This is a genomic window from Mechercharimyces sp. CAU 1602 (genome assembly GCF_024753565.1).
Classification (GTDB): Bacteria; Bacillota; Bacilli; order Thermoactinomycetales; family JANTPT01; genus Mechercharimyces.
In genome coordinates this window covers 2,120,115-2,140,233 of sequence record NZ_JANTPT010000001.1, presented here as the reverse complement: position 1 = coordinate 2,140,233, position 20,119 = coordinate 2,120,115, and the positions used below count along the sequence as shown (strand labels likewise).

At 44.8% G+C, this 20,119-nt stretch carries 17 protein-coding genes; 15 read left to right on the top strand and 2 right to left on the bottom strand.

Annotated elements, in window-relative coordinates:
• Nucleotides 1–2: 2 nt before the first annotated feature.
• The 7 genes from glmM (at nucleotide 3) to NXZ84_RS10875 (ending at nucleotide 7,917) form a co-directional block, all read left to right on the top strand.
• Complete coding sequence (gene glmM, locus NXZ84_RS10905) at nucleotides 3–1,337, top strand: phosphoglucosamine mutase (RefSeq protein ID WP_258840283.1); 1,335 nt, start codon at nucleotides 3–5, stop codon at nucleotides 1,335–1,337.
• A gap of 403 nt (nucleotides 1,338–1,740) precedes the next feature.
• Nucleotides 1,741–3,567: a glutamine--fructose-6-phosphate transaminase (isomerizing) gene (gene glmS, locus NXZ84_RS10900; protein ID WP_258840400.1), complete on the top strand. Its 1,827-nt coding sequence runs from the start codon at nucleotides 1,741–1,743 to the stop codon at nucleotides 3,565–3,567.
• 259 nt (nucleotides 3,568–3,826) lie between these two features.
• A complete protein-coding gene (locus tag NXZ84_RS10895) occupies nucleotides 3,827–4,519 on the top strand; it encodes a response regulator transcription factor (protein ID WP_258840282.1) in 693 nt (230 codons plus the stop codon).
• Between the two features lie 14 nt (nucleotides 4,520–4,533).
• Nucleotides 4,534–6,048 carry a sensor histidine kinase gene (locus NXZ84_RS10890; protein ID WP_258840281.1) on the top strand — a complete coding sequence of 505 codons (1,515 nt, stop codon included), beginning with the start codon at nucleotides 4,534–4,536 and terminating at the stop codon, nucleotides 6,046–6,048.
• Nucleotides 6,049–6,325: 277 nt separating this feature from the next.
• Nucleotides 6,326–6,826: a DUF4871 domain-containing protein gene (locus NXZ84_RS10885; RefSeq protein WP_258840280.1), complete on the top strand. Its 501-nt coding sequence runs from the start codon at nucleotides 6,326–6,328 to the stop codon at nucleotides 6,824–6,826.
• A gap of 121 nt (nucleotides 6,827–6,947) precedes the next feature.
• Nucleotides 6,948–7,355, top strand: a complete 408-nt coding sequence (locus NXZ84_RS10880; RefSeq protein ID WP_258840279.1) for a CHRD domain-containing protein — start codon at nucleotides 6,948–6,950, stop codon at nucleotides 7,353–7,355.
• Nucleotides 7,356–7,503: 148 nt separating this feature from the next.
• Entirely contained in the window at nucleotides 7,504–7,917 is a 414-nt protein-coding gene (locus NXZ84_RS10875; protein ID WP_258840278.1) for a CHRD domain-containing protein, read from the top strand.
• Between the two features lie 37 nt (nucleotides 7,918–7,954).
• Here the strand turns inward: NXZ84_RS10875 and NXZ84_RS10870 are convergent, their stop codons facing one another.
• Nucleotides 7,955–9,307, bottom strand: coding sequence for an esterase/lipase family protein (locus tag NXZ84_RS10870; protein WP_258840277.1), 1,353 nt, complete (start codon nucleotides 9,305–9,307; stop codon nucleotides 7,955–7,957).
• A 182-nt stretch (nucleotides 9,308–9,489) separates the two neighbouring features.
• Nucleotides 9,490–10,821: an esterase/lipase family protein gene (locus NXZ84_RS10865; protein WP_258840276.1), complete on the bottom strand. Its 1,332-nt coding sequence runs from the start codon at nucleotides 10,819–10,821 to the stop codon at nucleotides 9,490–9,492.
• A 256-nt stretch (nucleotides 10,822–11,077) separates the two neighbouring features.
• Between NXZ84_RS10865 and NXZ84_RS10860 the strand changes: the two genes are divergently transcribed.
• The 8 genes from NXZ84_RS10860 to NXZ84_RS10825 all read left to right on the top strand — a co-directional run bounded on the left by NXZ84_RS10860 (nucleotide 11,078) and on the right by NXZ84_RS10825 (nucleotide 19,829).
• Nucleotides 11,078–11,596, top strand: coding sequence for a hypothetical protein (locus tag NXZ84_RS10860; RefSeq protein ID WP_258840274.1), 519 nt, complete (start codon nucleotides 11,078–11,080; stop codon nucleotides 11,594–11,596).
• A 105-nt stretch (nucleotides 11,597–11,701) separates the two neighbouring features.
• Nucleotides 11,702–12,388: a response regulator transcription factor gene (locus NXZ84_RS10855; RefSeq protein ID WP_258840273.1), complete on the top strand. Its 687-nt coding sequence runs from the start codon at nucleotides 11,702–11,704 to the stop codon at nucleotides 12,386–12,388.
• On the top strand, nucleotides 12,378–13,907 hold the full coding sequence (locus NXZ84_RS10850) for a sensor histidine kinase (protein WP_258840272.1): 1,530 nt from the start codon (nucleotides 12,378–12,380) through the stop codon (nucleotides 13,905–13,907). The genes NXZ84_RS10855 and NXZ84_RS10850 overlap by 11 nt, the downstream gene beginning before the upstream one ends.
• 153 nt (nucleotides 13,908–14,060) lie before the next feature.
• Nucleotides 14,061–15,416: an adenosylmethionine--8-amino-7-oxononanoate transaminase gene (bioA, locus tag NXZ84_RS10845; RefSeq protein WP_258840271.1), complete on the top strand. Its 1,356-nt coding sequence runs from the start codon at nucleotides 14,061–14,063 to the stop codon at nucleotides 15,414–15,416.
• Nucleotides 15,417–16,142 carry a dethiobiotin synthase gene (gene bioD / locus NXZ84_RS10840; RefSeq protein ID WP_258840270.1) on the top strand — a complete coding sequence of 242 codons (726 nt, stop codon included), beginning with the start codon at nucleotides 15,417–15,419 and terminating at the stop codon, nucleotides 16,140–16,142. It abuts the gene before it with no gap.
• Between the two features lie 8 nt (nucleotides 16,143–16,150).
• Nucleotides 16,151–17,146, top strand: coding sequence for a biotin synthase BioB (gene bioB / locus NXZ84_RS10835; protein ID WP_258840399.1), 996 nt, complete (start codon nucleotides 16,151–16,153; stop codon nucleotides 17,144–17,146).
• Entirely contained in the window at nucleotides 17,143–18,321 is a 1,179-nt protein-coding gene (gene bioF / locus NXZ84_RS10830) for an 8-amino-7-oxononanoate synthase (protein WP_396654019.1), read from the top strand. The genes bioB and bioF overlap by 4 nt, the downstream gene beginning before the upstream one ends.
• A gap of 155 nt (nucleotides 18,322–18,476) precedes the next feature.
• Complete coding sequence (locus NXZ84_RS10825) at nucleotides 18,477–19,829, top strand: IS1182 family transposase (RefSeq protein WP_258840268.1); 1,353 nt, start codon at nucleotides 18,477–18,479, stop codon at nucleotides 19,827–19,829.
• Nucleotides 19,830–20,119 lie beyond the last annotated feature (290 nt).

The window sequence follows — 20,119 nt, the reverse complement described above, 5'->3', positions numbered from 1 at the left end:
AGATGGGACAGTATTTTGGAACGGATGGAGTTCGTGGTGTCGCCAATACAGAATTAACACCAGAATTGGCCTTTCAGCTCGGGCGCTGCGGAGCCTACTATTTGACAAAAGTGAATGGTAAAAAGCATGTCATTGTAGGTAGGGATACACGTTTATCTGGGGAGATGTTAGAAGCAGCATTTGTGGCAGGTGTGACCTCCGTCGGAGTGGATGTGACACGCCTGGGAGTGGTAACTACCCCCGGAGTTGCCTTCTTAACCACTGAGATGGGGGCGGGAGCAGGAGTTATGATTTCTGCATCCCACAACCCTTATCCAGATAACGGAATTAAGTTTTTTGGTGCAGATGGCTATAAGCTGTCAGATGAGAGTGAAGCGGAGCTAGAGAGACTGATTGTGGAAGCAGAAGATAACCTTCCGCGCCCGAGTGGGAATGAGATTGGACGAATCTATGACCGTCCGGAGGCATTTCATCGTTATTTGGAACATGTGCAGGCATCGATTGATACCGACTTATGTGGTATGACGATTGTTGTCGACTGTGCCAATGGTGGGGCAGCTAACCTAGCTCCGCGTTTATTACGAGATTTAGGAGCAGATGTGATTACACTGCATGCGAAGCCAGACGGAATGAATATTAATGTGGATTGTGGTTCTACTCACCCCCAAAATCTTCAACATGAGGTGGTTAGTCGGCAGGCACATGTAGGTTTAGCTTTCGATGGGGATGCAGATCGGTTGGTTGCAGTAGACGAACAAGGTGAATTGGTCGATGGAGATGGAATTATGGCGATCTGCGCCAAGTACCTCAAAGAACGGGGCGAGCTGACCCAGAATAAAGTTGTGGCCACCGTAATGAGTAACATCGGTTTTATGAAGGGATTGGAGCAGCTCGGAATTGAAGTAGAAACAACTGCGGTTGGCGATCGTTATGTGATGGAAGCGATGCGTAAAGAAGGGCTATCGCTAGGAGGAGAACAATCGGGACACATCATCTTCCTCGAACATGGTACCACTGGGGATGGATTGTTATCTGCTGTACAATTATTACGGGTATTGAAGGATCGTGGGCAGTCACTAGGTGATTTAGCTAAGGTTTTTACCAAGTTCCCACAGGTGCTCGTTAACGTTACGGTGAAAGATAAAGAGAGTTACAAGCAGAGTGAAAAGGTACAGACGAGAATCGCCGCAGCTGAGGCGGCACTTGGGGATGATGGGCGTGTATTGGTGCGTCCTTCGGGGACAGAACCGTTGGTGCGTGTGATGGCAGAAGGCCCTGATGAGGAGCAGATCAACCATTTAGTAGCTGAGATCGCTACAGCGATTGAAGAGGCATAGTAATTTGATAGGGGGGTGACATGGAACGAAACATGTTACCCCTTTTTTTCGTTAAGAGAGCGTAGGTAAAAAAGGTTAAGATGATCTGTTTTTACCTGTTGATTAATCACAAATCTCTTTACATTTATTTTGTTTTCGCATAGGATGGATATCATGTGTGTATGTAGAAAAGGGGGTGAGGGGAAGAGAAGAAGCGATGCATATAATCAATTATTGTCAAAGCGCCAGGACTGCGGGTGTACGCAGTTGACGAGGTGGAGGTTGATCGAAGAGTCGGCGGGTGCCTCCCGGTCGGTATCGCGACCGCGGAACCGGAATACAAACGCATGGGGTGACTGATGCGCCAAAAATTTCGGTGCGATACATGAGTTTTTGTTAAAGCTGAGAGGAGATGACGAATCGTATGTGTGGAATCGTAGGGTACATTGGAAGACAAGAAGCGCAAAGTATTTTGTTAGACGGATTGAAAAAACTGGAGTACCGTGGTTATGATTCAGCTGGGTTGGCTGTATACAATGGAGAGACGATTGGAGTGAAGAAAAAGGAAGGGCGTATTGTAAATGTCGAATCTTTGTTAGAGGAACAGTCGCTGCTAGGAAGTGTAGGGATTGCACATACTCGCTGGGCGACTCACGGGAAGCCATCGGATCGTAATTCGCATCCCCATATGGATCATGAGGATAAATTTGCAATTGTGCACAATGGGATTATTGAAAACTTCCTTGAACTAAAAGAGGAGTTGCAGGCAAAGGGGCATACTTTCAGGTCAGAGACGGATACCGAGGTGATCGCTCACTTATTGGCAGATGCTTATAACGGTGATGTAGTGGAGACAGTACAACACATTGTTAAAAAGATGGAAGGCGCTTATGCATTGGCGATCATGAGTGAATACGAACCTGATAAGTTGGTAGCCGTACGTTTGGCTAGCCCATTAATTATCGGTGTGGGTGAAGGGGAGAATTTCATCGCTTCGGATATCCCAGCAATATTGAAGCATACACGTGAGATGGTAATTTTAGAAGATGGTGAGATGGCAGTTCTAACTGACGATCAGATTCAAGTGATGACCACCGAAGGCGAGAAGATTGATCGTGAGCCTCTTCATGTAGATTGGGATATTGTTACTGCTGAAAAAGATGGGTACGACCACTTCATGCTAAAAGAGATCTATGAACAGCCAAAAGCTATTCGGGATACCTTAACGGGCCGGATCAAAGAGGGTATTGTCGATTTGGCAAGCGAACTAACCTTGTCGCAAGCAGAAATGGAGCAGATTGATCGCATCCACTTTGTGGCCTGTGGTACAGCTTACCATGCGGGTATTGTGGGTAAATATGCGTTGGAACAATTGACACGTATTCCGGTGGAAGTTGATGTAGCATCTGAGTATCGCTATCGCGATCCAATCATAACGGAACGTACACTTGTCATCGTAATCAGTCAATCAGGTGAAACTGCCGATACATTGGCTGCTATGCGGGAGGCACAAAGCAGAGGAGCTAAAGTACTAGCTATTACTAATGTAGTGGGTAGTACCATTGCACGGGATGCAGATGAGGTGTTGATCACTTCGGCCGGTCCTGAAATTGCAGTTGCTTCAACGAAAGCTTACACTTCACAACTGGTGGTTATTTATCAGTTAGGCCTTTATCTCGCTCATATTCGTGCTACTCAGCCTCGGACAGAGATTGAAAAGATGGTGGAAGAGCTTCTGTCCCTACCGCTGAAAATTGAAGAGGCACTTAAAGGTGCAGATATCTTGAAAATGTTGGCAACTGAGCTCGCACGCCATAATAATCTTTTCTTTATTGGACGAGGATTAGATTTTGCAGTGGCCTTGGAAGGATCACTCAAATTGAAAGAGCTGACCTATATACACTCGGAAGCATATCCAGCAGGTGAGTTGAAGCATGGTACCTTGGCTCTGATTGAGGAAGGAGTTCCAGTAATCTCACTAGCCACGCAAGCTTTCACATATGATAAGATGGTGAGCAACATTGAAGAGGTGAAAACCCGAGGAGCACATGTACTGGGGATTACGACCGCAGGCAGTGTCGACTTGCAGAGAACAGCGGATGAAGTGATTACCGTTCCGCAAACCTTACCTCTCTTTAGCCCTGTTCTTACAGTGATTCCATTGCAGCTTCTCTCCTATTACGCATGTATAGCACGTGGTTTTGATGTCGATAAGCCTCGTAACCTGGCCAAAAGTGTAACCGTAGAGTAAGAGGAATGATAGAACAAAACAGAGATGGCCGCTTGATCCACAGATGTGGATTAAGCGGCCATTATATTTAATCTAAGATTAAGGCAACAATGCAATAAATTCGAATAAAAGATGATGAGTGCAAAAAGTATTCTTTAAAAAGGAATGCTCTTTTTTATATAGGGAAGAGGATCTTCTTAAGAAATTCTTTTGAAATAGATAAGAGAAATAAGCGGAAAGAGGTGGTAAAATATAGACTAGAAGGAGAGTGGGGGATGGGATGGAGGCATTTACGATCCTCATAACAGATGATGATAAAGATATACGAGACGGGATTGAAATCTACTTGCGCAACGAAGGTTATCAAGTAGTAAAAGCGGCAAACGGAGAGGAAGCGGTAGCAGCCCTTCAACGGGAGCAAGTGCATTTGTTAATCCTTGATATTATGATGCCAAAACTAGATGGAATAGCGGCCACCTTTAAAATAAGAGAATCCTCAAATATCCCAATCATCATGTTGAGTGCAAAAGTAGAAGAGACAGACAAAATCCACGGGTTATCGGTAGGCGCTGATGATTATATGACGAAGCCCTTTCATCCGATGGAGTTGATTGCTCGGGTTAAATCACAACTGCGCCGCTATATTCAGTTAGGAACATATGATAAGACAGCGTCGAGAATAGTCGTGGGTGGATTAACGTTAGATCAGGAGGCGAAGGAACTAGCTTTGGAAGGGGAGGCGATTCGCTTAACACCGATCGAGTACCGGATTACCGAGCTACTGATGCTTCACCCGGGGCGAGTATTCTCTATCAGTGAAATTTATGAGCGAGTATGGAATGAACCTGCGTACAATGCAGAAAATGTTGTAGCCGTTCATATCCGCAACATCCGCGAAAAAATTGAACTGGATCCAAAACGTCCACAGTATGTTAAGGTGGTCTGGGGAATCGGGTATAAAATCGAGGGGTGAGAGGAGGGAGGAGTATGTTAGAAGTAGTTAAGAAGCAGGGTGTGTATACCTATACCTGGTCTGTGCTAATATGGTTTCTCTTTTATATTGTGGGTAGTATAGATGAATGGATATACCGAGGAGGGCTAGCTGGAACTCAGTTCATCGTGGTGGTGGTCAGCTTCAGTGTGGCTCTTTTGTTGCTTTGTTTCCCTCTCCGCTTGCGGCGAGAATGGTTTACCTACCCAAAGGTAGAGTTGATCTACAGTAGCTGGATGTTTGATTTGCGCCTGGTGCTGTTCGCTGTCAATGTCGTGATTGTGTGGGCACAAGCAGTTGAGGTGCTTAATCTGGGGATTTATTCTAAGGGCTATCCGTATTGGAATGATTTTTTATTCAGTGTGCTTCTCTACAGTGCGTTCTTCTGGAGTGCTTTACATCAACTCATCTGGCTATGGAAGGAAACTCGAGGGGGGAAGTTATTCCTACAGAAAGTGAAAGAAGGCTGGCTCGTTATGCAAATAAAAGGGGCGCAAGATGTCTTTTTAAAGATGTCGATGAGTGGGCCTATTATCGTTGTTGGCGTGGTAACCTTCTTTTGGGGAATCGGAACGATCAGCGTCATCTTTATTCCTCAAATGATTATTGTTTATCTACTTTGTGTCCTCCTTATCGGTTTTCCAACAGTGGTGTACTCGATGGCACGAGTTGGCTATATTAATCGTCTCTTCGTGATGACAGAACAGCTGGCAGCAGGAGAACTTCAGGAAGAATTTCCGCAAAGGGGAAAAACGGTGGTTACCAGCCACGCTGTTCATTTAGAGCAAATTCGAAAGGGATTGAAACGTTCTCAACGTGAACAGGATAAGAGTGAGCGTCTCAAAACCGAACTGATCTCCAATGTGAGCCATGATCTCCGCACCCCTCTTACCGCGATGATTACCTATACCAATCTGTTAAAAGATACAGAGCTGACTAAAGAGGAACAACAAAAATATATTCATATACTCGATCGAAAATCAGAGAGGTTAAAAAAATTAATTGATGATTTGTTTGAGGTTTCAAAGATGGCGACAGGAAATTTAAAGCTACGTATAGAAGAGGTCGATCTCACACAACTCTTACAACAAGCTTTAGCTGAGCACGAAGAGGACTTTGCTCGTGCTGGACTTAATGTACGAGTGACACTTCCTGAATCCCCTCTGTATGCATACGTGGATGGACAACGCTGGTGGAGATTACTGGATAATCTCATTGTTAATGCATACAAATATTCGCTTCCGGATACTAGAGTTTATCTCTCTTTGCGAGAAGAGTTGCAGGAGGCTATCTTTATAGTTAAAAACGTAACACGTTATGAGTTGGGAGAAAATGTAGGCGAATTGATGGAGCGTTTTAAACGAGGAGATGTATCTCGGCATACGGAAGGATCGGGCTTAGGGTTAGCGATTGCGCAGTCCATTGTGGATGTGCATGAAGGAAGTATGCGAGTTGAACTGGATGGTGATCTGTTTAAGGTCATCGTGCGTGTGAACAAAGCGCTTATCTAGTAACAACTTATCTGGGGAGGTGAGAGCAATTATGGAGAGCAGGAATTATTCTGCTCTTTGTGATTAGGAGCTATGGGCAAATTTCTACGGCATCTTATTGTAATCATCCTTGTTATTATCCTTAGCTACATGATCTATGACTACCCTGTCTTTTATGCTTCTCTCGATTAGAAAAATCTATAAAGACCAACCTTAACGATATCATGAGAGAAAATGTATGTTGTTAAGGCTGGTCTTTGACCCAGTCACGATGAGACCTAAGAAAGGAAGATACTAGGTGAAAAAGATTTCTATATCAATATTGATCTTGTCAGCTATTCTTTTCGGGTGTCAAAGTCAGGAAGAGACTGATTCCAAGCGTGAGCCACAAGTAACGGTTGCCCCCGCCCCTTCAGAAAAAGCGGATTGGACCCTTAGCTCTACATTTAACACAAGTGGATTGGCTATGGTAGGCATTCCGAATAAACTGGGATTCCCAGACAATGATGTCTTTGTAGCAGGTCAGCCCCGAAAGGTTATGTGGCATATCTGGGGAGATGAAGTGAAAACTGAAGATCGTCCCACGATGGAGGTAAGAGGAGTAAGGAAGGATAGCGATAGAGAAGAGAGATTATTATTCGAAAAGTTAGAACCCGCTGTTCCAAATAACGGAGCTGATACTTCAGTAGTATCCAGCATAACACTGCCTGAAGCGGGAATGTGGCGACTCGATGTTTATCTAGACGGAGTTTATTTTGAAAGTATTGTGGTCGATGTTAAAGAAAGAACAGAGTCATAGTTCCTAGTCCCTTGAAATTATATCTGGAGCCCTACTCACTAAATATGTCTCTTTCGATTACGTAACAGTCCGATTGTTTCGTACATAGGATAACTATCATGGGGCATGAGGGGGCAAATTGATGCCGACCACGTACTATGCGTTTTTATCTGGGGCAGAAGAGGTACCACCGGTACAAACAATAGCGGGTGGGAGCGTTACCTTTATTTTAAGTCCTGATGAAGAACAGTTATCTTTTTTGCTCGATTTTAGTGACCTATATCGTTTTACACAAGCTCATATTCACTTGGGAGAGCGCGGAGAAGTTGGGCCAATTGTTGTCTACCTGTATGACTCATTTAGCCGTCCGATCACGATAGGAAGAGGAAATGTTACTGGTACAATTACAAAGCAAGATTTTGTGGGGCCGCTGAAGGGGGAGTCGTTCGCCGCTTTGCTCGCAAGAATGGATGCGGGAGGCACTTATGTTAACGTGCACACGACTCTTTATCCGCCAGGTGAGATTCGCGGACAGATTAGCTATGGATGAAAGTTGCGGGCGGTCTGATAAAAAGTATTTGGATCGCCACGATCTGTCTATTCTAAGTACATAAAAGGTTTGAGGATATCTTTGCCGACACTCTTATCTTCTATTCTACATATAATATAGTAGATAAGTAGTAAAGGGGGGAGATAGGGTGTCCCGTACTTTTTTTGCTGTCATGAAGGGAGGCAATGAAGTACCTCCTATTATCTCAAATGCTTCTGGTTTCACGGGATTTGTGTTTAATAGAAGTTTAACGAAGGTATCTTACTCGCTTAATATAGCTAATATTGGGAAAATGACGCAAGCGCATATCCATGCTGGTGGTCCTGGGATTAATGGTCCTGTTGTCGCCTTTTTATTTGGTCAGACGGTGCCTGGGGTTAGTATGACTGCAGGTAATGTAACATTTAGTTTGACTAAGGAGAATCTCGTCGGTCCTTTGGAAGGGAAAACAATTGGCGACTTATTTATTTTGATGGGATCAGGAGAATCGTATGTTAACGTGCATACGGAACAAAATCCGCCGGGTGAGATTCGTGGTCAGATTGAGAAAATAACTAGATAGATTGAGTATACCCCCACTCTCCAGTGGGGGTATTTCGTTAGTCGGGAAGGGAAGTAAGCATTTCAGCCATATCTCGGAAGAGCCAACGCATGTCACGTACCCCAATGCCGATCACATCGAGATGATCAACAGAGTTTAGGGTACCTAAGTGATTCCATTTTCCACGCTCAGCACTTCCGTCATATGTGACGATCTGTTCATCAGAGTGGAGTGTGGGGCCATCCATAGAGTTGGTGTTGACGACGCCATCATTTTCCCACCAATCGCTACCTGTATGAATGCCATCCGTAGAGGAACGGTGTCTTCCCATAAAGCGGGAACCATCGTAGAAGATTGGGTTCATAAAGAGCTCGGGTTTGTGATAGCCAGTGAAAATACTGCGGTATGTTTGCTCTGTGCTGAGAGAGAAGTAGTAGACAGAAGAAGAACCTTGTATCCATTCATTTAATTCTTGAGCACCGATAGGACGAGCATCCCATTTGGCTGTATCTTTTGTCTTCCAGATGTTGCTCTTCTTCACTCGATTTACATAGCTGTCAAAGGATTCACCTGCTTCCCTCTTTAAGCCCCAGTGATCGAGTTGAAAATCAAACTCCACGGTGGAGTGGTTACCTTGGAGAGCAGCAAAGACAGCGAGAATTTCTTGGATGTGCGGGATAAGGTTATCTATATAATAGGTGGCTGTGCTTCCGTCGTGTGGAGAGGAAAGAGAGACGGCACTGTGTACCCATTCTTTTTTTCCTTGGAAAAGAGGGGAGAGCTTAGTAGCAGAGGTGGTCGATACTTCAGCCGGATGCCCTTCTTCTAACAACTGAATGAGTGCACGTGAAGTGGGGCCCCCGAGACTATGTCCAATTAAATGAACTTTATTTACTTTACCTGTCTTTGGGTTTACCTCTCCCCACTCTGGATATAGTCCATCATAGGTACGTCCGAAACGTAGATGCCCGTGCTCGGCGGCATGGGCTTCACCGTAGTCGACAGTACCGCCTTTAATTTGAGCATATAGCTCAGCTGCGCGATCCCAGTTACTCGATACTGGTCCGATTTCGGCTACATACACTTCATATCCTTTATTGCGGAGGTCACGTGGAATATTGGTTAGTCCACCCCAGTATGGGATGCCATACAAGTCTTTAAAACCACCTAATCCGTGAACCAGAACTATTGGGTAGTTGTTTGCGTTTTTGTCTGAAGTGAGCTTAATATCCAACTGTGGGTTGATGTTTTTCTCTTGTTCTGCTTCTTTAACCGAGCGGTTATAGGGGTGATCTTGATCTACCTCAGTCAATGGAGTGACAGCAAAGAGTGAACCGCTGAACGATGTCATGCTTAACAGCATGGTAAGCACCAGAATAACAGAGAGTCGAAGGATAGGGAGTCGACGCATTTTTAATTCCTCCTATAGTTAGTGAAATTATCTTTATTTTCAGATTTAAATAAGGGTTACACGCCTGTGGATGGTGATATAGCTGATGCCTGTTGAGAGAAGGATTTAAGTGTTATAGGTGAGGGCAGGAGGCTTTATGCCTCCTATTTCAACCTTTAGAGTGTAAATTTGGAAGTAGATTATTACTCAGGTAAAGAGGAGAGCATAGTCGCCAAATCACGGTACCATGAGCGTAAATCGCGTACGCCAGCTCCAACGATATCAAAGTGATCGAATGATTTCATCTTACCCATATAGTTCCACTTGCCGCGTTGCGGTGTGCCGTCGTAATGTACAATTTGGTCATTTGAACCGATAGTAGGTCCATCCATCGAATTGGTATTTACAATGCCGTCATTTTGCCACCAGTCTGCATTGATCGTAATGCCATTTTCGTTACCCCGGTATCGTCCCATATGAATACTACCAGCGTAAAATAGGGGATTCATTAATAATTCGGGTCGTTGTTTACGATTGAAAAGACTGCTGCGAGTCTGCTCGTTGGCGATGGAGAAGTAATAGACATTGGGAGATGCATTGACCCACTGATTTAACTCTTTGGCTCCATTAGGACTTAAGTCCCATTTGCTCTGGTCTGAAGTTTTCCATACTTTACTCTTTTTAGCGCGTTGGATGTAATCGTGAAAAGATTCCCCGCGCTCCCTTTTTAGGCCCCATTGATCCAGTTGTAAATCTAACTCCGCTTTCTTCTTACCTCCCGTTAATGTCCCGAAACCGGCAAGCAATTTTTGTGCCTGAGGAAGGACTTCATCTACAAAACCGGTAAAGGTGGTTCCGTCATGTGGGGAAGAGATAGTCACAACACCGTGAACCCACGGCTGAGGTGTGGAATCGAACAATGGAGAAAGATCTCCTCCTGATGTGGAAGCGCTTTCATTTTCGTGCCCATTTTCTAATAGTTGAATGAGTGTGCGAATCGTTTGTCCGCCCATACTATGGCCGATTAAGTGAATTTTATTGATACTACCTGTTTCGGGATCGATATCACCCCAAGCCGGATATAGTCCGGAATAGGAACGACCAAAACGATGGTGTCCATGTTGAGCCGCATGTGCTTTGCCATAGTCGACGGTTCCGCCTTTGATCTGTGCATATAATTCTGCAGCTCGATCCCAGTTGCTCGTTACGGGTCCGATTTCAGCTGTGTATACTTCATGACCCCTTTTACGCAGATCGCGCTCATAGTCAGTTAAGCCGCCCCAATACTCAATGCCCAACAACTCGTCAAATCCAACAAAGCCATGGACGAGTACGATCGGATAATTATTTTCTTTTTTACTGCTTACAGGTTCAATTTCAATGCTTGGTAAAATTTTTTGTTCCGATCGCTCAGCTGTACTGAGTGCGGGGTCACTCGTTGGCGCAGCCCATGCCGTATTACCAAGAGGATACAAGAGTAACGTTATGACCAAAGTGAAGCTAAAAAAGATGCGAAAAGAAGTAGTATAGTTCAAATTTAATATCCCCTTCAATATATTTTTGATTTTTAACTAACATCTATTATGACAATATCCAGCGAAAAGGGTACCCCTAATTTAAGGGGGTTTTTAATGAATCGTTCTCGATAGTCTATCCGTCCTTTTATTCGGGAAAAATAATTTGAAGCAAAAGATAATGAGCGGCTGACATCTGTCTGACACACTGTGACGATAGACTCTAGATGTGAACGGCGCCATAGCGCGGTTAATATATAGGAGGAGGATGTACAATATGAATAAAAAGATGGCAACGATGATGTTAGCAGGAGCACTAGCTTTAACCGGTGGTATTGGAGGGTACACTGCATTTGCAAGTGAAAGCGGCAGTGCAGAGAGTAGTAAACAGGAGCAAACAGTAGAGAAAGAGATGAGCGGAAAGAAGAAACATTGTAAAGAGCGTCATGGTTATAAGCTTAATAAAGTGGCACAAGAATTGGGGATTAACATCGAAGGAATGGATAAAGAACAAATTGTAATGGCCGTTGCGAAAGAGTTAGAGATTAGTACAGAGGGTAAGAGCACCAAGGAAATTCGCACGGAGGTTGAAGAGTCTCTATTGATGAGTAAGGCGGAAGAAGCAGGTATTGATACGGAAGGGAAGAGCAAGGAAGAGATTCGTAAAGAGCTGCGTAAATTACGTATGGAAGCAAAAGCGAAAGAACATGGGATTGAATTAGAGGGTAATTCATTGGCTGAGTGGAAAGAACAATTGAAAGAAGTTCGTCAGCAAGAGAATGCTGACGCGAAATAGAGACGCGTTATTCGTTTCTTGAAGGGCTGGTAGTGGGGAAGGCGAGCGATTCCACTTAGTGGGATCCCTTCGCCTTTCTGTTTGTTCGTAGAGGGGGAGCCTGAAGTGAAGAGAGTGTTACTTGCAGAAGATGAGGTGACGATAGCACGAGTATTAGAGGTGTACCTACAAAAAGCAGGTTTTATCGTTTCAGTTGCGCATGATGGGAGAGAGGCAATTTCTAAGTTTGGTGAAGAGGAGCCCGATTTAGTTATTCTCGATGTGATGATGCCAGAACAGAATGGATGGGAAGTACTCCAAACGATTCGTCAACGGAGCAGCTGTCCCGTTATGATGTTAACTGCATTAGGGGACGTGGAGTACCGTCTGCAGGGCTTAAATCATGGAGCAGATGATTATGTGTCAAAGCCGTTTGAGGCGGAAGAAGTGGTAGCGCGGGCACAAGCAATTTTGCGGCGTTCACAAAAGTTATTACAAAATGAAGATGGGATCCAGTACGGATCACTCAATATAAACTTTACGTCTGATCAGGTAACCGTTGATGGTGACTCGATCGCTCTTACACCACGGGATCGGTCGTTGCTTCTGTTTCTAGCCCGTCATCCCAATCAAACGTTCTCGCGAATGCAATTATTGGATCGGATCTGGGGAATGGATTATGAGGGAAGCGATCGAGCAGTGGATCTATCAATAAAGCGGATTCGCAAATCATTATGTCAGTGGCCATCCACAGAAGGAGAAATTCTGACACGCAGGGGGGTAGGGTATCAACTCCGCATCTATGAAAAGTAGTAGGAAGAAACATATAAAACGAACACCATTATTGCGTCATTGGACGCATCGCTATGTATTTATTCTCCTCGTTAGTATGGTGATTATCATTGCCGTGTCCACTTATTGGATGAGAGAAAACGGACGCGAAAAGCAACTAGAAATTTTGCAATTAAACGTAGAGATTTTGGCAGAAGATATGGAGCGTAACTATGTAGCGGAAGACGGGATTCAAGTATGGGAAGGGATGGTTCAGCGTATCTTAGCGGTAGCTAAGCGGGGAGGACCACCTGCTCTTCATCAGAAAAAACAAGACTCTGTCGATATGTATGGGAAACGTGAGGAAGTTGGACAAGCGGGGGAGCCCGTTTTGATCCAGGTTGTTGATGATAATGGAACCCTTATTTTCCCGACGCCAAAAGCGATAAAAAGAAACAAAGTGACGACTGGAAACATAGAAGCAAATTTTGTTACTGAACCTACTACCTATAAATTTACCTATAATAATGAAAGCTGGTATATGATTTCGCAACCTATTTCTTATGAAGAGAAAGTGGTTGCCAATATCCACCTAGCGGTTTCTGAAAAAAATCTTCTACAGGAGGAAAGTGCACCGCCGATTTTGCCTTGGCTTTTAGTGATAGCGGGGATCAGTGTGGTAGGATGGTTTGTTGTTTATTTGTTGTCTCGCAAATTAACCCACCCGATTCGTGAGGTGGCATTGGCTGCAACACAAATTCGTCGAGGCAACTATGATATTACATTGCCGCAAGATGCCAAAGAAGAAGAGATATATCAGCTTACCTCTTCTTTTGCGGAGATGGCTAATCGCTTACAACGATTGGAATCATTACGAACAGAGCTGCTTGCAGGTGTGACGCATGAATTGAAAACACCGATCACTTCTATTAGCGGGTTGTTGCAAGCGGTGGATGAGAAAGTGGTAACAGGCGCAGAGCGTGATGAGTTTGTACAACTCTCATTACAGGAAACGAGACGTTTGCGTCGTATGGTTGAGGATTTGCTTGATTTTAACACGTATGCGACCGGTTCATTTCAAGTGAAGCGGGAAGTAGTCGATGTTAACCAACTTTTACAGCAGGTTGTTCAGAAGTGGCAAGTATCAAAAGGAGAGAGTGGAATTGAAGTATCCTGTAATCTACCTCCCACCCCACTTTATGCTGTGGTCGACCCTGCGCGTACGCAACAGATTTTACTCAATTTAATCAACAATAGCCGTGCGGCATTAAGTGATCAGGGTAAGATTGGTTTGCAGGCTTACCGTGGAAATCATGATGCGATTATGATCGAGGTTAGCGATACTGGATCAGGCATCCCTGTAGAAGAGCAATCCATGATCTTTGAACGCTTTTTTCGTGGTGCAAACAAAAAAGAGCGTGTGCGTGGATTGGGATTAGGTTTGCCAATTAGTAAAATGTTGGCTACAGAGCAAAGAGGAGACTTAACCTTGAAAGAGAGCTCTTCTGAAGGAACGACATTTTTATTAACGGTGGAAGCGGCTAGAAAACCAGATAAGTAACAGGTACAGGCGTATGTTCTGGTCAGTTGCGGTCATATAGCGAAAAAGTAAGAAGAGACACAGTTGCTAGACAAATCTTTTTTTCTCATGCTATACTCGAAGCGACAATGTCAACTGTCGATGCATCCCAAGTTGACAATAAGGAGGGCAAGCATGACGGAGAGAGAAAGTCGTTATGATGCGTACTTAGAGAAAAATCGCCGTTATCTGTGGAACCCATTTACGCAGATGAAAGAGTATTTACACGATGAACCCCTTATTGTAGAAAGGGGTGAAGGGACGAAGCTCATCGATATTAAAGGGAAAGTTTATTATGATGGGAATGCTTCCGTCTGGCTTAACCCTCATGGACATGGACGCAAAGAACTAAATGATGCGATAAAGGAGCAATTAGATCAAATCGCTCATTCCACCTTATTGGGGGCGGCTAATGTACCGGCACTCGATTTAGCAGAGCGATTGGTAGGGATAACACCTGCAGGGCTTAATAAGGTGTTTTATTCGGATAGTGGGGCCGCAGCAGTGGAGATTGGCTTAAAGATTGCTTATCAATATTGGCAGCACCGTGGTGAATCGAAGCGAACTACCTTTATTAGTATGAAAAATGCCTATCACGGTGATACCATCGGTGCAGTAAGTGTGGGGGGAATGGATCTATTTCATGCTACCTTTGAAAAGATGCTTTTTCCGACAGAGAAAGTGTCATATCCATATCCATACCGTTTTCAGGGTACAGAAGCTGAATGTATGCATGCTGCACTGGCTGAGTTGGAGCAGAGTTTACAACAAAATGGAGAGTGCATCGCAGGTGTGATTGTGGAGCCGTTGGTACAAGGGGCTGGTGGCATGATCATGATGCCTGCTGGCTTTTTGAAGAAGGTAGAAGAGCTGTGCCGTGATCATGGGGTGTTACTGATTGCTGATGAAGTGGCAACCGGGTTTGGACGCACGGGAGAGATGTTTGCCTGTGATCATGAAGAGGTTTCTCCTGATATTATGACACTAGGAAAAAAATTGACAGGTGGGTACTTGCCCGTGGCTGCTACCTTAACGACAGATGAGATTTATGATGCGTTTTATGCAGACCCCCATGAAATGAAAACGTTCTTTCATGGTCATTCATATACAGGAAACCAATTGGGGTGTGCTGTTGCACTTGCCAATCTAGATATTTACGAAAATGAGGGTGTGCTGGAGCATGTACAAGCGCTATCCCGCTTTACAGCTAAGAAGTTGCGTCAAATCGCTGAACTGGAGCATGTAGGGGAAGTGCGACAGAAAGGTTTGATGATCGGCATAGAGTTAGTGGCTGATCGAACGAGCAAAGCACCATATCCAGCAGATGTAGGCATGGGAAAGAAAGTGTGTCGCCGTGCTCGTCAACTGGGATTGATTACCCGTCCACTAGGGGATGTGATCACCTTTATGCCGATGCTGGTAACATCAGAAGCGGAAATGGAAGAGATGATTGCGATCTTAGCACAAGCGATTGCAGAGGTGACGGTGTAAGTGAAAGGAAAGGGTATTTTTATTACTGGCACGGATACAGAGGTGGGTAAAACCGTTGTCACTGCGGGAATCGCGCTCGCTCTTACTCGGCGTGGTTATCGCGTAGGTCTTTTTAAACCGGTGCAAAGTGGGCACATGGCTGAGGATCGGAACGGAGATGCTCGTCGTTTACAGCGTTGGTCAGATAGTGATCAACCGCTAGCGGATATTGTTCGCTATGCTTTCCCCGAACCATTAGCACCCATGATTGCTGCCCGTAACGTAGGGGTTTCGCTTCATTTACATGAATTTGTATCTCATGCAGAAGTATTGTATTCACAATTTGATGTCGTGCTGGTAGAGGGAGCAGGTGGCTTAATGGTGCCGATGGGGGAAGACTGGACGGTTGCTCATTTGGCTGGACAGATGGGGCTTCCCCTTGTCATTGTGGCGCGCCCTTCTTTAGGAACGGTAAATCATACTACGTTGACAGCGAAGGTGGCCCGTCAGTATGGGATGACAGAGATGGCAGTGATCTTTAATGGTTCTACACCGCATGTGGTAGAAGAGAGTGCTTTGCAGGATAACCGACAAATGATTGAAGAGCTTGCCGAGGTGCCTGTAATCGGAAGTCTTCCCTATCTAGGTGAAGAGTGGGATTCATCATGGTTGTGTAAACAGATGGAAGAGTGTGTGCAGGTGTCTGAGCTCGAAGCGTGGCTACACAAAGGAGGAAGAATAACGTGAACCAGCAAATGAAAGCGATTACATCGGTGCGATGGGAACAGCTTGCAGACCAGGTATTGGCGGGAGAAAGCTTAACACGAACAGAAGCGTTGTCCTTGTTGGCAGTAGAGGATGAAGAATTACTTACACTATTGCAAGCGGCATTTAAAATACGCCATCACTATTTTGGTAAAAAAGTAAAGCTAAATATGATTATTAATGCAAAGAGTGGTCTTTGCCCAGAAGATTGTGGATACTGCTCCCAGTCAATCGTGTCCGATGCTCCCATTCAAAAGTATCGCTTTTTAGATAAAGAAACGTTGGTTGCAGGCGCACATGCCGCCTGGGAACGAAAAGCAGGTACGTATTGTATCGTAGCAAGTGGTCGGGGCCCGAGCCGGCGTGAAGTGGAGCAAGTAGTAGAAGCAGTAAAGGAGATTAAATCAGAGTTACCTCTTAAAATATGTGCCTGTCTCGGTATCCTTAATGAGGAACAAGCGCAAAAATTAAAAGAAGCAGGCGTAGATCGCTACAACCATAACTTAAATACCAGTGCTGACCATCATGATAAAATTACACACACCCATACTTATGATGATCGTGTAAATACAGTAAAAAAGGCAAAGGGAGCAGGGATTTCTCCGTGCTCTGGTTGTATAGTAGGCATGGGCGAATCGGATGAGCAAATTGTTGATATTGCTGAATCGTTGCGTGATCTGGATGCAGACTCGATTCCGGTTAATTTTTTGCATGCGATTCCGGGTACCCCACTAGAAGGAGTAGAGGAGTTAAATCCTCGTCGCTGCCTAAAAATTCTTGCACTCTTCCGCTTTATTAACCCTACGAAAGAGATCCGCGTATCAGGGGGAAGAGAAGTTAATCTGCGTACACTTCAACCACTCGCCTTTTATGCCGCCAACGCCACATTTATCGGGGACTACCTTACGACAGAGGGGCAACAAGCAGAAGCTGATCATCAGATGATCGCTGACCTCGGCTTTGAGATCGAGGAATGTGCGTTGTGAACCTGTGGGAGAACGAGCTAAAGAAGAGGTTACAACGGATTGAAACAGCGGGGTGTTATCGTCAACTACATCCCGTTGAAGGAGCGGTTGGTTCAGCACTCACCCGCAATGGGAAGAAGCTAATCAATCTATCCTCCAACAACTATCTAGGGTTTGCAGGTTTAAAAGAAGTACAAGATGGGGCTCGCCAAGCATTGGAACGTGGTGGAAGCAGTACTGCATCGCGCTTGATTGTGGGGACGGATGAGGCGACTGTAAATTTGGAAAAGGAGATTGCCGCCTGGAAAGGAAAAGAGGCGGCGCTCCTTTTTGGCAGTGGTTTCTTAGCTAATATTGGGGTATTATCTTCGTTGCTGCGTCGTGGAGATGCCGTGTTTAGTGACGAACTAAACCATGCGAGTATCATTGATGGTATTCGCCTATCTCATGCTGAGCGATACCGTTATCGTCACCGGGATATGGGACAATTAGAGCAGCAGCTAGTAGATGCGGAGACAAGAGGTATCCAACACAAGCTGATCGTCAGCGATTCGGTTTTCAGCATGGATGGGGATGAAGCACCTCTGTTACAACTCATTGAACTAAAAAAGAAATATGGAGCAGCATTAATATTGGATGAAGCGCATGCAAGTGGGGTGTGGGGAGCGGAAGGTGCTGGTTTAGCTCACCACTATGGTGTAGCAGATGAAGTAGATCTTTTGATGGGCACCTTCAGTAAAGCATTTGGCGCTTATGGTGCATACGTAGCAGGAGAGAGGGTGTGGATCGACTATCTGATCAATTCCGCTCGCTCATTTATATATACAACCGCCTTACCACCTGCTACGATTGGTACGATAGCAGCTGCGTTGGAAGTGGTCAGAAGTGCGGAGGAAAGGCGCTGCATGCTGAAACAAAAAGCTGACTGGTTTCGTACGCATTTGCGCGAGCGAGGGTGGGAAACAGCTGGTTCCACAACCCAAATCATACCGCTACTGATTGGGTCGAGTGAACGAGCAATGAAAGTAAGTCAGCAGCTCATCGACGAAGGCATCCTGGCAGTGGCAATTCGCCCCCCAACCGTACCAGCAGGTAGAGCACGCCTCCGCTTCTCATTGATGGCGACGCACACGGAGGAGGAACTGGAGCATGTCGTAAAAGTGCTGGCGCGGATGTCTGTTCCTTCTTCTATTTAAGTGATATCAAGAATTTTTCTTTAAATAAAAAACCCTTTTCCGAAGGAAAGGGCAGGCTGTCGAGAAAGTCTCGACAGCCTGTTTTTTACCCCTTTCATGTTTATTCCAAGTGAAATAGTATAGAGATATACATAGAAGAAGAGAGGAAGAATCGGATGCTACGTTCAACGAATCACACTCAGTCTGAGATGGAATTTGTTTGCATAGAGGAGCTTGTTCCCCAGGATCATCTTCTCCGCAAGATCGACCAATATATCGATTTTTCATTTATCACGGAGAAGGTTCGCCCTCTTTATTGTGAAAATAATGGCCGCCCCTCCATCGATCCTATCGTTCTATTCAAAATGATGTTCATCGGTTATCTCTATGGCATTCGTTCGGAGAGACAATTGGAACGAGAGGTTCGTGTAAATGTAGCTTATCGTTGGTTTTTAGGATTACATTTGACGGATCCGGTTCCTGATCATTCCACGATCAGCTGGAATCGTCGAACTCGCTTTAAAGGAACCTCCATTTTCCAAGAGATCTTTGATGAGATTGTCCTGCAAGCCATGAATCACCGCATGGTGGGTGGACGGGTGTTGATGACGGATTCGACCCACCTAAAAGCCAACGCGAACAAACGAAAGTTTAAAAAAGAGAGGGTAAAAGGACAGACTCGTGCCTACCTAGAAGAACTAAATCAGGCCATCGAAGAGGATCGGAAGGATCACGGAAAAAAGCCATTAAAAGAAAAGGAGGAGGTGAAGGAGACAAAGGAAGTGAAGGTGAGTTCGACAGATCCTGAGAGTGGCTATATGTATCGAGAAGGGAAACCTGAAGGGTTTTTCTATCTCGATCATCGCACGACAGATATCAAATACAACATCATTACCGATGTCCATGTGACGGCAGGAAATGTGCATGATTCTATCCCCTACCTCGAGCGGTTAGACCGTCAAAAACAACGATTTCAATTTGAGGTTGAAGCAGTAGCTTTAGATGCAGGCTATCTTACCAATCCCATTTGTAAAGGGTTGAGTGATCGGAATATCTTTGGAGTCATCGGACATCGTCGGTATTCACCCACTAAAGGACTCATGCCCAAATGGAAATTTCAATATGATGAAACGAACGATACGTATTTGTGTCCAAATAGACAGACACTCGCGTATAGTACAACCGATCGTCAAGGGTACCGTCAATACAAATCGGATCCAAAGAATTGTTCCACGTGTTCTCTACTCACATCGTGTACACGTTCAAGGAACCATCAAAAGGTCCTGACGCGCCACGTATGGGAAGAGCATAAAGAAAAGGTGCGAACGAATCGGCTTTCATCCGAGGGCAAGCTCCTTTACAAAAAAAGAAAAGAGACTATTGAGCGAAGCTTTGCAGATGGAAAAGAACTGCATGGGCTTCGCTATTGCCGGTTGCGAGGACGGGAAAATGTCGAGGAGCAGGCGCTGATGACAGCGACTGCGCAGAACATCAAGAAGATTGCCAACCACCTAGCTCGTATGAACTAGGTGGTTGGGAGAACTTTTTGATTTGAATAGACGATATAGATAATGCCTTTTCATCTATATAAAGTGAAAGAGTGTGGAGAAAATGATCGGTTTCTCCACACTCTGCCTTTTCCGAAGGAAAGGGTTTTTTATGACGGAAATAAAAATTAGAAAATATTAGTGTAAATTATTTGCTTATTTCTCCTAGAACAACTTTTTCTTCAGTGGAATCTGCTCTTCTAAGTAGACCGTCATTAACAATTATTAGTTCAAAGCGGTCGTGGTGGTCATTGTGTGATACAATGTTCGCT